This is a genomic window from Mesorhizobium sp. M0184 (genome assembly GCF_040322215.1).
Classification (GTDB): domain Bacteria; phylum Pseudomonadota; class Alphaproteobacteria; order Rhizobiales; family Rhizobiaceae; genus Mesorhizobium.
This window is the reverse complement of record NZ_JAMYSZ010000009.1, coordinates 182652-197309: the sequence shown is the minus strand read 5'-3', so window position 1 is coordinate 197309 and position 14658 is coordinate 182652. Positions and strand designations below refer to the sequence as shown.

Below are 14658 nucleotides of genomic sequence, written 5' to 3'. Positions count from 1 at the left end.
GCCTCCCGCAAGACTGTTTGATTCCGCGGACGTGATCATGCTGCAAGCCGCTTGGCTATTGCCCGGTGCCGGAGAGAGCCTGTTGCATCTGTCCGGATCATCGGCGTCCATCCGCCAGCACCAGCCGCGCAGCTGCGGCCTCGTGCTGCTCGGCTGTTCGCCAAAGCCCCACGAAAGCCGCGGACCGTTTGGCCAGCTGCTTTCTTCGCCGATCAACAATGCCCATGTCGTTGCCATCGACCATGCGCCGGAACTGGATCGCGCCGCCTCGCAGGTTCCTTGCATCGTTGAGCGCAGGACAATGTCCGTGCACAGCAGCTTCGAGCTTGTCGTTGGCGATGAAGAAATTGCCGATACGCCATTCGCCAGCAGGTGCTTTTACATCCTGCATCCTTCCAACTGAAGGGTCCACAGTCGCATATGGAAGCCAGCCTAGCCCGCTATATCTGGACGCACACCAAGAAGCAGCAGCTCTGGATATTGATGATCGTCGTGCTTTCGATGATCCCGTATTTCATGTCCTTCGACCTGCCGAAGCTGATCGTCAACGGACCGATCCAAGGTCGCGGCTTCGAGCAACCGGGCGCGACCCAGCCATTCATGAGGCTACACTACAACCTGCCGTTCATTGGAGAGGTCCAGTTCTTCTCCGGTTTTCAGCTCGACCGCGAGGAGACCCTGTTTGCCCTGAGCCTTGTGTTCCTCTTGCTAGTCGTCATCAACGGCCTGTTCAAATTCTACATCAACACCTACAAGGGCCGCCTCGGCGAACGCATGCTGCGGCGTATCCGCTTCGATCTGGTCGACCGTGTGCTGCGTTTTCCGCCGGTTTACTTCAAGCGGGTGAAATCCGCCGAAGTGGCGACCATGGTGAAGGACGAGGTGGAGCCGCTGGGCGGCTTCATCGGCGACGCCTTCCTGCAGCCGGTACTGCTCGGCGGCCAAGCGCTGACGGCCATGCTGTTCATCATGATCCAGAACGTCTGGCTCGGAATGATAGCGGTCGTGATCGTGGCGATCCAGATCGTGCTCATCCCGCGAATGCGGCGGCGGCTGATCGTGCTCGGGCGCCAACGGCAGTTGACGGCGCGCGCGCTTTCGGGCCGGGTTGGCGAAATCGTCGACGGCATCGGCGCGGTTCACGTCCACGATACATCAAACTACGAGCGCGCCGACATAGCTGCCCGGCTCGGGCTCATCTTCAAGATCCGCTTCGATCTTTACCAATGGAAATTCATGGTGAAGTTCCTCAACAATTTTCTCGCGCAGCTCACGCCCTTTTTGTTCTACATGATCGGCGGGTATCTGGTCCTCCAGGGGCGGCTGGACGTCGGCCAGCTCGTGGCCGTGATCGGCGCCTACAAGGACCTGCCCGGACCGATGAAGGAACTGATCGACTGGGATCAGGATCGGCAGGATGTCCAGGTCAAATATCAACAGGTCGTTGAACAGTTCACCGTGGAAGGTCTCATCGCGCCGAAAATCGGGGCATTGACGATCGACGATCCCGATCCGATGACCAAGCCGCTGTCGGCGATCAATCTGTCCATAGCAGACGATGGCGGTGCAATGCTCCTCAACCGTATCTCCCTCCAGGTCAAGCCGGGTGAGGCGGTGGCACTGGTCAGTACCGCAACAGGTGGAGCGGAGGCGCTTGCAGAAGCCTTCGCGAGGCTGAACTGGCCGGACAGCGGAAGGGTCGCTTCGGGCACCGACGACCTGCTTGAACTCCCCGAAGCAGTAACCGGCCGGCGGATGTCGTATGCCTCGTCGGATGTTTTCCTGTTCCAGGCAAGCCTCCGCGACAACCTGCTCTACGGGTTGAAGCATGCGCCGCTGACATCGGTGCCTTATGACGGTGCTGCGGCAGATCAGCACCGCTGGAACATTCACGAGGCGCGCCGGTCGGGCAATCCGGATCTTGATATCCACAGCGACTGGATCAACTATGCTTCCGCTGGCGCTACCGGCCCGCACGACCTCTTTGAAGCCGTGCGCCGGGTGCTCGACGCGGTTGTTCTGTCGCGTGACATTCTGGATCTCGGCTTGCGCTCTTCGGCCGACCTCACGCGTCACACGGAGCTTGCCAGGCGGATCGTCGAACTGCGTGCGGCGCTGCGGACCCGGCTGGAACAAGAGGGGCTGAGCGGATTGGTGGTTCCTTTCGAACCGGGCGCCTACAACAAGGAAGCAACGATCGGCCAAAACCTGCTCTTCGGCGCTGCCGCCGGCCCCGAACTGGCCGACAGGGCCCTGGCGGCCAATCCCTATTTTGCTTCCGTGCTGAGGCAAGCCGGCCTCGACCGCACGCTCTACGAAATGGGCTTGGAGATCGCCAAACAGGCGATCGAGCTGTTTGCCGACCTGCCGCCCGATCACCAGTTCTTCCAGCAGCTCGCCTTCATGAGCGCGGAGGAGATACCCGCCTACGAAACCTTGCTGCAACGGCTCAAGAACCGTCCCTACGAGGCGGTTTCGGAGAACGATCGCGCCATGATCGTCACCTTGAGCTTTGCCTACATCGAGCCCCGGCACCGCTTCGGCCTGCTGAGCGACGAGCTGATGAGCAAGATCGTCGCTGCACGCAACCGGTTCTATGAAGACCTGCCGCCCGAGCTGCACAATGCGGTCGAACGGTATGATCCTGCCAAATACATTGCCGCGGCCACCGTCATGGATAATGTCCTGTTCGGGCGTGTGGGCAACAATCATCCCGACGCGCCCGACCGCATACGCTCCATCGTCTATGACATTCTTGACGAACTGGGGCTTTATGGCGAACTTCTGGATGTCGGCCTGGACTTCAACGTCGGCTCCGGCGGCAGGCGGCTGACCGGTGGACAGCGACAGAAGCTCGATGTTGCCCGGGCCTTGCTCAAGCGTCCCGATTTTCTCATTCTCAACCGGCCGCTGTCGGCGCTCGACCAGCGCATGCAGGATAAGGTGCTGCGAAATGTGCTCGAGGAAGCCAGGCGCGACGGCCATTCGCCGGCAATTGTGTGGGTCGTGACGAATCCGGCAATGGCGATGATGTTCGATCGCGTTATCGTCTTCGACTCGGGTCAATTGGCGGAAGACGGAACACACGAGACACTTTTGGCAGGGAACGGTATCTTCAAGGAACTGTTGTCATAGAGCAACGGACATTCAGATGGGATCATTCTGCCGGTGCCGGACATCGGGCTCGCCACCTTTCGCGTGGTTTGTCTCGCCATCCCGGAAAGAGAATTGATTCCATCTGGGCGTCCGTTGCTCTAGTCTGGCAAACGCGAATTTTGGAAGGTTTGCGACAATGCTGCTCAAGGATGAAGTTGGAATGCTGCAACGCGTTCCCTTGTTCTCTGCCATCGAGCCGACAAAGCTCAAGCTGCTTGCGTTCACATCCGATCGTGTGAGCTACAGCGCCGGCCAGATCCTTTTCCGGCAAGGCGACGAGGGAGACGCCGCCTATGTCATCCTTTCAGGCAGGGCGGATATTCTTGTCGATTCCGACAGCGGACCGATAAAAGTTGCCGAACTGGAGCCAAATTCGATCGTTGGCGAGATCGCCATATTGTGCAACAGCTCCCGCACTGCCACCGTCAGAGCGGCAAGTCCGCTGGAAGCCCTGAGAATCCGCAAGGATCATTTCCTGAGGCTTATGAGGGAGTTCCCGGAAATGACCATCGAGATATTGCGGGTTCTTGCCGATCGCCTAAGCCATACGACCGCGGATCTGATCGACGCACGAAGCGCCAAATAACGAAGGACGTGCGCTCGATCCTCGCCGTCGTGACGGCACTGTCCTCTCGCTGAGAAGATCACCCGGAGAAAGCCTGTCTCGCCTAGCAGCAGTTGTTTGGATATGATGGGCGAAGGGGTAGCATGGACGACAACGTTTTCCTGGTCAGGTTTTGGGGTGTCCGCGGCAGCATTTCGGTATCAGGGCCAGAATTCTGTCGCTATGGCGGCAACTCAATCTGTGTCGAGATGCGATGCGGTAAGCATACGCTTCTGTTCGACGCAGGCTCTGGCCTACGGCCTGCCGGCGCGGCGCTTCAGGCGTTGGGCGTGACCGATTTCGACCTGCTTTTCACCCATTGCCATTACGATCACATCATCGGGCTGCCGTCTTTTGCGCCGATCTATGACCGGGGCGCCAAGGTTACGCTTTGGTCCGGGCATCTTGCAGGACACATGACGACCCGGCAGATGGTCGATGAGTTCATGCGGCCGCCGTGGTTTCCGGTGAAACTGGAGGCCTGCAAGGCAAGCCTCGACTATCGCGATTTCGTATCTGGAGACGTGCTTCGCCCGCGCGAAGGGGTGGTGGTCCGAACCGGCAGTCTTATGCATCCGGGCGGCTGCATAGGCTACCGGGTCGAATGGGGCGGCGGCGTCGTGGCGGTGATCACAGACACTGAGCACGAGCCGGACAAACTCGATCAGGCGGTGCTCGGCCTGATCGAAGATGCCGACCTCGTCATTTACGATTGCACCTACACCGAGGAGGAAATGGAACGCCGCCGCGGTTACGGGCACTCGACTTGGCAACAGGGCGTCAAGCTCTGTGAGGCGGCCGGTGCGCGGAGGCTTGCACTGTTTCACCACGATCCGACACGCACCGACAAGGAACTGGACAAGATCCAGAAACTGGCCAAGGACAGGTTTACCGGCGCTTTTGTCGCGCGGGATGGCCAGACGCTCAAACTTCCAGTCTCATTGCGCAAAAAGCGCTGAGCTATTTTCCTCTATCTCTTTGTTTTGACGCAATTCCGGACGGAAACCGTTCATACCTTCCTGGAATTGTTCTACCGGCGCTGCGCCCGATCAATGTCCTGATCGGAAGCCATGCGCAGGCTTCAGTCTGTGCGGTGACTGTGAACAGCCGTTCGAGGAAGAGCCAGGCCGATTCATCATGTACGAGATGGTGGGTGAGCAGGCCCACCGGTTCGCCCCCATCGAATGCATGCTGCAATTGCGCAATGATAGCCTGAACCAATAGGCCATGATCGCGGCAGCCGCGCGTGCCATGCCAATCCATGATGTCGACATTGCTGTTGATGACCGCAAGTGAAGCCGGCCTTGGCGGCCCATAGACCGACAATGCCGAAAACCCTATCGATCCAAGGTCGGATACCAAGCCGGCGTCGATCCTGTTCCAGGGTGGCACCAGCATCGGAACGGCACGTGCGCCGTGCAGGCCGGTTATGTGCGCCAGCCCGCGAGCCAGATCATCGAGCACCGCCTCGCGTGGCCGATGCGCGCCGAGCTCCTGCTTCTTCTGGCCCTCGGGCGCATGATTTCGGTGCGCCCAGCCATGGATGGCGACCGTGGCATGCGGCGCCTCGTCAAGCCGAACGACAAGCTTCTCGTCAGTCAGGGCGGGAATGACGGCCAGAGTCACCGGAACCGCGAATTCACCGGTGAGGTCGAGCAACCGATCAAGCGCAGGCGTCGGATCCACGGCGTCATCGTCGCGCAGCCAGAACTCTGCCTTACGGTCCGCCCGTTGCCGGCTCGCCAGTTCCTCCACCAAGGGTTGCCAGATTTGATCGGATGTCATGAGACCGGGATCTTCGCAAGAAGTTCGGCCAGACGCGCCGCTGCAGCACCGAGAGAACGTTCTTCGAGGATGAAACGTCTGGCTTCTGCGGCCATGATGGATCTTTCGTCGTTACGGGCCAGAAGCCTTTCAATGGCAGAAGCGAACGCCGCCACATCGTCCGGCGGGGTGAGAAACCCGGCCTGGCCATTCCGGACGACCTCCGGCACGCCGGCGACGTCCTGAGCCACAACCGGAAGGCCGGCGGCCTGTGCTTCAAGATAGGCAACGCCATAGGCCTCGCCGAAACCCGGCCAGACGTAAATTCCCCCACTGTAGAGGACATCCGGCACGGCGGCTGGCTCAATCGCGCCAAGCCATTCGATACGCTCGGCGGGCAAGCCGGCGAATTGCGCTTTGATCTCCTCGCGGGCAGGTCCGTCCCCGACGACCGACATGGTCCAGGGCAGGTGACCGATCGAACCGAGCGCCTGCGCCAGCATGCGATAGCTTTCGAGTTTGTCGCCCGGGCGCATCATGGCGACGGTAACGAGGCGCGTCGGACAACCTCGTGCCGGCGTTTCCCGGAATAGCGATGTGTCGATGAAGGGCGAAAGCATGCCGAAAGCGGCGTCGGGTACCGCATCTGCCAGTCCCTGACGATCCCTTTGCGTGAAGCAGATGTTCAGCGCCGCCTGTTCGACGGCTCGCGCCACCAACGCTTGCGTATCGGCCCACAAACCGGTGTTGCGCCGCCTCGAATAGGAGGCTTCCGTTGTCACATAGGGGACACCAAAGGCCAACGCCAGTTCGGGCCCGATCAGGTCGGGCGCCTTGTAATAGGGATGATAGGTGAACCACAGATCGGGCTTGCCGTCACGATCCCAAAGCCTTGCCAGCCGCGCGGCTTCCTCCCGGGCCTCGATCTTGAGCGCATCGAAACTTTTCGAATCCGGTTCGCGTAGATAGAAGCGCAATTCGGATGCCAGTTCGACGCTATGTCCTCCATGCTCCAGCGCCTTGACCAGCATCCGTGCCATCTGGCGGTCGCCGGAGGCAACGGGATGATTGGGCGACTTCAGCGGCGCATAGAAGGCAATTCGCATCCCCGGACCCTATCATCGGAAAGCCTGCGCAAGTCAATTTCGAAGCATGATCGACTTCACCCTCAAGCACTGGAATGTGCTATCTGATGCTCATGGAAACAGCTGCCGCGTCCGATCCGTTTGTTGCTTCTCTGCCGGTCTTCGCAAAGTTTGAAAGCGTTGCCGATATCGATAACTATCGGCCTCTCCCCGATGGCTGGGCGCTGGCCACCGCAGACATCGTCGGCTCGACCAAGGCGATCGAGGCGGGGCGCTATAAAACCGTCAATATGGCCGGTGCCAGCGTCATTTCGGCGCTGCTCAATGCGCTGGGTAGGCAAGATCTTCCCTTTGTCTTCGGCGGCGACGGCGCGCTCGTGGCGTTTCCCGGCTCGGCGCTGGAGATCACCCGCAACGCGCTGGCGGCTGTCCAGAGATGGGTGGCGGACGAACTGGATCTGACCTTGCGTGCCGCAATCGTGCCGATAAAGGATATAAGAGCGCAAGGCCTCGACGTTCGCGTGGCGAGGTTCCAGGCCTCCGATGCGGTCTTCTATGCCATGTTCGCCGGAGGTGGCGGCAGTTGGGCGGAAGCCGAGATGAAAGCGGGGCGCTACCGCATCGATCCTGCGCCGGCCGGCGCGCGGCCGGACCTGACCGGCCTCTCGTGCCGCTGGAACCCGATCGAAGCCCGGCATGGCGAAATCGTCTCGATCATCGCCATACCGGGGGCGTCGCGCGACTTGCGCGGTTTTCAGTTTCTGGTTTCCGACATCATCGCCCTTGCCAGCAGGCAGGAACGCGATGGCCACCCGGTGCCGGTGAACGGGCCGGACTACAGTTTGCTGCCCGCCGGCCTCGATATCGAGGCGCGGGCCACGGCGCCGGCAGGACGGCGGTGGCTGTCGAAGCTGTGGATAGTGTTCCTGATGACGCTTACGGCTGTTACGGATAGATATGGCTGGACGATCGGCAGATTCGATCCGAAGATCTATAAACGCGAAGTGGCCAGCAATTCGGATTTCCGGAAGTTCGACGATGGCTTAAAGATGACCATCGACGTTGACGCGGATGTGTTGCAACGGATCGAGAACCGGCTGAAACAGGCGGAAGAGGCGGGCATCTGCAACTATGGCCTGCACCGCCAGAAATCGGCCTTGATGACATGCCTCGTCGCATCGCCGCTGCAGCGCGATCACGTTCATTTCATCGATGGCGCCGCCGGCGGCTATGCGATGGCTGCCACAAGCCTTAAGGCGAAGGTGCCGGTCTGACGGCTTGCGGACATCGATTTTCCGCAATATGCCTCGGGGCTCTTGTGAGCGGTGAGCCTCACCATGGAAGCGGACGGCCTGTCCGAATTGACGGGAAGCAGATTTTTGGACGCCTCACGATCGACATATGACCGTCTTCTGAACCGGATTTCGACGCGTGCCGCGCAAGTCGGAGTGATCGGACTGGGCTATGTCGGGTTGCCCCTGGCGGTTGCGATCGCACGCGCCGGCTTCCCTGTTTGCGGCTTCGACATCGAAGCCCAAAAGGTCGAGAGCCTGAACAACGGACAATCCTACATCGAGGCGGTGACGTCGACAGCCCTTGCCGGCCAGGTGGCGAGCGGACGGTTCCGCGCCACTGCGGATTTTGCCGAACTGGCCGTCTGCGATGTCATCATCATCTGCGTTCCGACACCACTGACGAAACACCGCGAGCCGGATCTCTCCTTTGTCAGGAACACCGCAGGCACCATCGCGAAGCATCTGCGTCTCGGCCAGCTGATCGTGCTGGAATCGACCACCTATCCCGGCACCACCGACGACGTGATCAAGCCCATCCTGGAAAAAATCGGCTTGCAGTCGAGGATAGACTTCTTCCTCGGCTTCTCGCCCGAACGCGAGGATCCCGGCAACCGCAGCTTTGAAGTCGCGACGATCCCCAAGGTCGTGGCAGGTGACGGCATTGAAGCGGCGACGCTCGTGCAGGCTTTCTACCATGGCGTGGTCAAGACCGTCGTTCCGGTTTCCACCACGGCGACCGCCGAGGCGGTCAAGCTGACGGAAAACATCTTCCGCTCGGTCAACATAGCCCTCGTCAACGAGTTGAAGATCGTGCTCGGTGCGATGGGAATCGACATCTGGGAGGTGATCGAGGCGGCAAAGACCAAGCCCTTCGGCTACATGCCTTTCTATCCTGGCCCTGGACTTGGCGGGCACTGCGTTCCGATCGATCCCTTCTACCTGACGTGGAAGGCTCGCGAATACGAACTGCCGACCCGCTTCATCGAGCTGGCGGCAGAGATCAACACGGCCATGCCGCGTCATGTGGTCGATGAACTGGCGAAGGCGCTGGACCGGCGCTGCGGCAAGGCGCTCAGCCGCTCGCGCATTCTCATCATCGGGCTCGCCTATAAGAAGAATGTGCCCGACATCCGCGAAAGCCCCTCATTGCGGCTCATTGAACTCATCGAGGAATGGGGCGGCAAGGCGGAATTCCACGATCCGCATGTTACCGAAATCCCGGCCACACGGGAGCATATGGCGATCAAGGGGCGTCGCTCGGTCGAATTGACCGAGGTGGCCTTGAAGGATTTCGACGCTGTCGTCGTTGCAACCGACCACGACGCGATCGACTATCAGGCGATCGCGGATCACGCTCTACTGATCGTCGACACACGCAATATTTTTGGCCGCCTCGGGCTAGCCCGAGAGACGGTGGTGAAGGCCTGACGGCGTCCGAGCCGGCGAATTTGTGCAAGGAGATTTCGAGATAGCATGAGCACAGCGCAAGCAGAAATTTCTGCCATTCTCATGGATAAGGTTGCCGATTGGCTGACCCAATCGGCGTTGGCGGGCGACGACCTGGAAACATTGGTAAGGGGCTTTTGTGAACGGCTGGCTGCTGCCGGCCTGCCGTTGAAGCGGGTGCATTTGAGCTTTTCGATGCTTCATCCGCTTTATGACGCGCTCGGCTTCACCTGGCTCCGCGGCCAGGGCCTGGAAGTGGAAGGCTTCCGCAAGGAGAACGGCGTTCATTCCGACAGATTCCTGACCAGCCCATACTACCATCTGCTCAGCCACAAGCTCGACCATCTGCGGCGCCGGCTCGACCCGTCGGTGCCGTCGGAATTTCCTGTTTTCGATGACCTCAAGCTGATGGGCGTCACCGATTACATGGCTTTCGTCCATCCCTTCAGCGGCAACACCAGTCAGGGCATGATCGGGTCTTGGTCCACCGACAGTGCTGCAGGCTTCAGCGACAGCATGATTTCGGCGCTGCTGCGCATCCAGAACCATCTCGCTATCGCAACCAAGATGGCGGTGCTCACCAAGCTTGCCGACAACATGATGACCACTTATCTCGGCGGCGACGCCGGCAGGCGCGTGCTCGACGGCCAGATCAAGCGCGGCGAGGGTGATACAATCCGGGCGGCACTGGTCATGGGCGACATGCGCGGGTCGTCAAGACTTGCCGAAACCTCCGGCCGCGAAGTCTATATCGATACGCTGAACCAGTTTTTCGACGCCGCTGCTGCACCTTTCAATCGCAAGGGCGGGCAGATCATGAGTTTCATAGGTGATGGCTTCATTGCCGTCTACCCTTGCGCAAGGCACCGTTCACAGTCCGAGATCGCCTGCCAGGCTGCTCTTGCAGCAGCGCACAAGGCCACCGCGCGCATGATGGATCTCAATCTGCGCAGAAAGCAGCAGGGATTGAGCGACATAAACTATGGTATCGGCCTGCATGTCGGCAATGTGATGTTCGGCAATGTCGGGCTTACCGACCGGCTCACATTCTCTGTTTTCGGCTCGGCTGTAAACGAGGTCCAGCGCCTCCAGACCCTGACCAAGAAATATCCGCACAGCGTTCTCGCCAGCAAAGACTTCGCCGGCTATTGCGGCGCCAACAACTGGCTGGCGCTCGGCATGGAGGAACTGGCGGGCATCAGGCAGAAGCTAACGGTGCTTTCACCCGATTTGTCGGGTGCTCTCTCGCTCGACGAAGACGGTGCGCTGGAGCCGATTTACGACCGAATATCGGACGCCGAGCAGGTCATGCTGCTTCATCGCAATGCCGCGCGGCCGTCCGCGGGCGACCCGAGGAAGCTCCAGTAACCGCCACGATCTGATCCGAACGCGTTTGGTATGCAGTCCGGTCGCCGGTTCCGCCAGGGAACTGGCGACTGTTCGAATCCAAGTTGCTCTAGGCTGGCAATGCGATAGTCTCGCCTTCTGGACCTGCCAGAGTGGGGGCTGGTATGAGAATGAATTTGGGCGTTGATCTGCTGCGGATCGAGGATGTTGGCATCTCTTTTGCCATTATAGGGGGACCGTTGCATGCCGTCAGGCGTGCAAATCTTCGCGTCCTGCCCGGCAAGGTTACCGCGCTTGTGGGCGAGTCCGGTTCCGGAAAATCGGTTCTCAGCCAGGCAGTGATGGGCATTTTGCCGAACACAGCCCATGTTCGCGGCCGTATCCTGTTTTCCGATCCTGAAAAGCCCGGCACGACGCAGGATATCCTGCAGATGCCGCGTGACGGACCCGAAATCCGGGCGTTGAGAGGCAGCCGCATCGGCAAAATATTTCAGGAGCCGATGACATCACTGTCGCCGCTGCATACGATCGGCAATCAGGTGAGCGAATCCCTGCAGATTCATACGCCCATGGCTTGGGTGGAGCGCAAGGCGCGGACCGAGGAAATGCTCGGACTTGTCGGCTTTCCCAACCCCAAGCGCGCCTATGACATGTATCCCTTTGAACTTTCGGGAGGATTGCGTCAACGCGCCATGATCGCCATGGCGCTTATCTGCCGGCCCGCCCTGTTGATCGCCGACGAGCCGACGACGGCGTTGGACGTCACCATCCAGGCGCAAATCCTGCAATTGCTGCGCGAGCTTCAGACGAAGCTGAACATGGCGATGCTGCTGATCACGCACGATCTTGGCGTAGTCGCCAACGTCGCCGACGAGGTGGTGGTCATGTACCATGGCGAGATCATGGAAGCGGGACCTGTGGAGGCGATATTCCGCCGGCCGGGCCACCCTTACCTGAAGGGCCTGATGGCAGCCGTTCCGCATTTCGACCTGAAGCCCGGCGAAAGGCTAAAGGCGCTCCGCGAGGTGCCGGTGAATGTCGGGAACCTGCTCGGCAAGCAGACGGCGCCGGCATCGAAGGGGCCGGACGACATCCTGCTGTCGGTCAGGGATCTGACAAAGACCTTCACGATCCGCAAGTCCGGATGGTTCGGCGGAGATCATCAAACCTCTGTTCGCGCCGTGGACGGCGTGAGCTTTGATATCAGGCGGGGTGAGTGCCTGGGTCTTGTCGGCGAAAGCGGCTCCGGCAAAACCACCGTCAGCAAGATCCTCATGCGGGCTGTCACCCCTAGCGGCGGCTCTGTGATCGTCAATGGCCGCGATGGTCCGATCGACGTCTTGGAAGCCGAGGGAGACGCCCTGCGCATGCTGCGCGCGAAAATCCAGATGGTCTTCCAGGACCCGGTTTCGTCGCTTTCACCCCGCATGACGGTGGAGAACATTTTGAGCGAGCCGCTGGAAATCCATCGACGTGGCAATGCCGCGTCCCGACTCGCCACGGTCAAGAGCCTGATGCAGGCAATCGGGCTCGACCCGCGCTTCATAAAGCGTTATCCGCATAGTTTCTCCGGCGGGCAGCGTCAGCGTATCGGCATCGCGCGCGCGTTGGCGCTGGGGCCTGAACTCCTGATCTGCGACGAGCCGGTTTCGGCACTCGATGTCTCTGTCCAGGCGCAGATCCTGAACCTTCTGAAGGACCTGCAGAAGGAACTGGGCCTGACCTACCTGTTCATATCCCACAACCTGGCGGTGGTGGACTACATGGCAGACCGCATCGCGGTGATGTGCGGCGGGCGTATCGTCGAGCTCGCGCCGCGCGAAATTCTGCTTAGGAAACCGGTCCACCCCTACACGCGCTCACTGGTCGCCGCAGTACCTTTCCCCGATCTCGACAGGCCGATGGATTTCAAGACGCTGAAACTCAGCGGCGCTTCCGACACCAGCGCATGGGGACCGCAATTCCGCGACGAGGGCGACGAGGATATGCTGTCGCCGCTCGATCTTGGCGGCGGCCACCTCGTGCTGGCCCGACGTTCGGCCGATTTCAGCGAGCTACGCCATTGATCAGCCGGCGCACCGTCCTTGGACTCATGGCTTCGGCATTTCTGCCGGGCACGTTGCGCGCCGGCGACCTGGAGCCGGAATTTCTTGAGCCGCAGCTGAAGGCCAGAGCGCTGCCGGCACTCGCCGAACGCCTGCCCAAGCGCCCTCGCGCGTTGAATCTCGCCGCGATGGGCCGGCAGCCCGGCCAATATGGCGGCACGCTGCGCACGATCATCGGCAGCCAGAAAGACATCCGGATGATGACAATCTACGGGTACGCTCGCCTGGTCGGCTATGACGAAAAGCTTAACCTGCAAGCCGACATTCTCGAAAGTTTCGATGTAGCGGATGATCGTGTCTTCACTTTCAAGATACGAGAAGGACATAAATGGTCTGACGGTAGCCTGCTGACGTCGGAGGATTTTCGCTATTGCTGGGAAGATGTCTGGCTGAACGATGAGCTTTCGCAAGGCGGGCTCGCCCCGGCCCTGCTGGCGGACGGCAAGCCGCCACGCTTCGAGATCGTCGATCCGTTGACGGTCCGCTATAGTTGGGATGCGCCCAATCCCGACTTCCTGCCCAAGCTCGCCGCTGCTTCGCCCCTATCGCTTGTTCTGCCGGCCGCCTATCTCAAGCAGTTCCACAAGAAATACCAAGATCCATTCCGGCTCGCCGGCCTAATGAAGGAGAACCGGGCCCAGAAATGGACGCTCTTGCATATCCGCATGTCGCGGCAGTATCGCCCGGAGAACCCGGAGCTGCCGACGCTCGATCCCTGGCAGAACCGGACCAAGCCGCCGGCTGAGCAGTTCGTCTTCGAGCGGAACCCGTTCTTTCATCGAATAGACGAGAATGGCCGGCAACTGCCTTATGTCGACCGGATTGTCATGAATGTCAGCTCGTCGGCGATCATTTCCGCCAAGACCGGTGCGGGCGAGAGCGACCTGCAAGGCATGGGAATTGACTTCACCGATTACTCCTTCCTGAAGGATGCGGAGAAGCGCTACCCGGTGAAGATGCATCTCTGGAAACGCACACAAGGTTCGCGGCTGGCGCTGCTGCCCAATCTGAATTGTGCCGACCAGGTGTGGCGTGGCCTTTTTCGTGACGTGCGCGTGCGCCGCGCACTTTCGCTCGCTGTGGACAGGCGCGAGATCAATTTGGCTGTGTTCTACGGATTGGCGCAGGAAAGTGCCGATACGGTCCTGCCGGAGAGCCCGCTCTACCGGCCGGAATTCGCGAAAGCCTGGGTCGCCCATGATCCCGACCAGGCCAATGCCCTGCTCGACGAGGTCGGGCTTCAGGCGCGTGACGATGACGGCCTGCGGACACTCCCCGACGGACGCCCGGCGCAGCTCGTAGTGGAAACGGCCGGCGAAAGCACGCTGGAAACCGACGCGCTCGAGCTCATCACCGATCACTGGCGCAAGATCGGCATCGCCCTGTTCATCCGGACTTCGCAGCGCGACATCTTCCGCAGCCGCGCGCTTGGTGGCCAGATCATGATGTCGATGTGGTCGGGCATCGACAATGGCGTGCCGACCGCCGACATGAACCCCTACCAACTCGCCCCCACCGTCGATGACCAGCTGCAATGGCCGCTCTGGGGTGCTCACTACTTGTCCCGTGGCAAGGTCGGCGAAGCGCCCGATCTTCCGCCCGTGGTCGAGTTGATGGCTTTACTCAAGCGCTGGAACGCATCGACCGAAGCCACGGAGCGCGCCGAGATCTGGAATTCAATGCTGTCGATCTATACCGATCAGGTGTTTTCGATCGGCACGGTAAACGGAACGCATCAGCCGATTCTGGCATCCTCGCGGCTGCGCAATCTGCCTGACAAGGCGCTCTACGGCTACGACCCGACCGCCTATTTCGGTGTCTATATGCCGGATACATTCTGGCTTGGAGAGTCCTGA

Annotated in this window: 11 protein-coding genes; 9 read left to right on the top strand and 2 right to left on the bottom strand. The window is 60.4% G+C overall.

What is annotated here, in order from left to right:
• The first annotated feature begins 37 nt into the window (after nt 1-37).
• The 4 genes from NKJ23_RS14020 (at nt 38) to NKJ23_RS14005 (ending at nt 4719) form a co-directional block, all read left to right on the top strand.
• Nucleotides 38-403, top strand: coding sequence for a hypothetical protein (locus NKJ23_RS14020; protein ID WP_352680678.1), 366 nt, complete (start codon nt 38-40; stop codon nt 401-403).
• Between the two features lie 17 nt (nt 404-420).
• Nucleotides 421-3135 carry an ABC transporter transmembrane domain-containing protein gene (locus tag NKJ23_RS14015; RefSeq protein ID WP_352577347.1) on the top strand — a complete coding sequence of 905 codons (2715 nt, stop codon included), beginning with the start codon at nt 421-423 and terminating at the stop codon, nt 3133-3135.
• A gap of 157 nt (nt 3136-3292) precedes the next feature.
• Complete coding sequence (locus tag NKJ23_RS14010) at nt 3293-3742, top strand: cyclic nucleotide-binding domain-containing protein (protein ID WP_023675957.1); 450 nt, start codon at nt 3293-3295, stop codon at nt 3740-3742.
• 122 nt (nt 3743-3864) lie between these two features.
• Nucleotides 3865-4719 carry an MBL fold metallo-hydrolase gene (locus tag NKJ23_RS14005; protein WP_352680677.1) on the top strand — a complete coding sequence of 285 codons (855 nt, stop codon included), beginning with the start codon at nt 3865-3867 and terminating at the stop codon, nt 4717-4719.
• Between the two features lies 1 nt (nt 4720).
• Here NKJ23_RS14005 and NKJ23_RS14000 read toward each other — a convergent pair whose 3' ends face one another.
• Entirely contained in the window at nt 4721-5545 is an 825-nt protein-coding gene (locus NKJ23_RS14000; protein WP_352577343.1) for a polysaccharide deacetylase family protein, read from the bottom strand.
• Entirely contained in the window at nt 5542-6630 is a 1089-nt protein-coding gene (locus tag NKJ23_RS13995) for a glycosyltransferase family 4 protein (protein ID WP_352577341.1), read from the bottom strand. Before NKJ23_RS13995 ends, NKJ23_RS14000 begins: the two co-directional genes overlap by 4 nt.
• A gap of 74 nt (nt 6631-6704) precedes the next feature.
• Here NKJ23_RS13995 and NKJ23_RS13990 point away from each other — a divergent pair, with 74 nt between their 5' ends.
• From NKJ23_RS13990 to NKJ23_RS13970, 5 genes are all read left to right on the top strand, one after another.
• The gene (locus NKJ23_RS13990) at nt 6705-7883 is read left to right on the top strand and encodes a DUF3095 domain-containing protein (protein ID WP_352577340.1); all 1179 of its coding nucleotides are present in this window, start codon (nt 6705-6707) and stop codon (nt 7881-7883) included.
• Nucleotides 7884-7988: 105 nt separating this feature from the next.
• On the top strand, nt 7989-9332 hold the full coding sequence (locus tag NKJ23_RS13985) for a nucleotide sugar dehydrogenase (protein WP_352450255.1): 1344 nt from the start codon (nt 7989-7991) through the stop codon (nt 9330-9332).
• A 45-nt stretch (nt 9333-9377) separates the two neighbouring features.
• Complete coding sequence (locus NKJ23_RS13980) at nt 9378-10718, top strand: adenylate/guanylate cyclase domain-containing protein (protein WP_023675963.1); 1341 nt, start codon at nt 9378-9380, stop codon at nt 10716-10718.
• A 149-nt stretch (nt 10719-10867) separates the two neighbouring features.
• Nucleotides 10868-12763, top strand: a complete 1896-nt coding sequence (locus tag NKJ23_RS13975; RefSeq protein ID WP_352680684.1) for an ABC transporter ATP-binding protein — start codon at nt 10868-10870, stop codon at nt 12761-12763.
• On the top strand, nt 12760-14658 hold the full coding sequence (locus NKJ23_RS13970; RefSeq protein ID WP_352680676.1) for an ABC transporter substrate-binding protein: 1899 nt from the start codon (nt 12760-12762) through the stop codon (nt 14656-14658). The genes NKJ23_RS13975 and NKJ23_RS13970 overlap by 4 nt, the downstream gene beginning before the upstream one ends.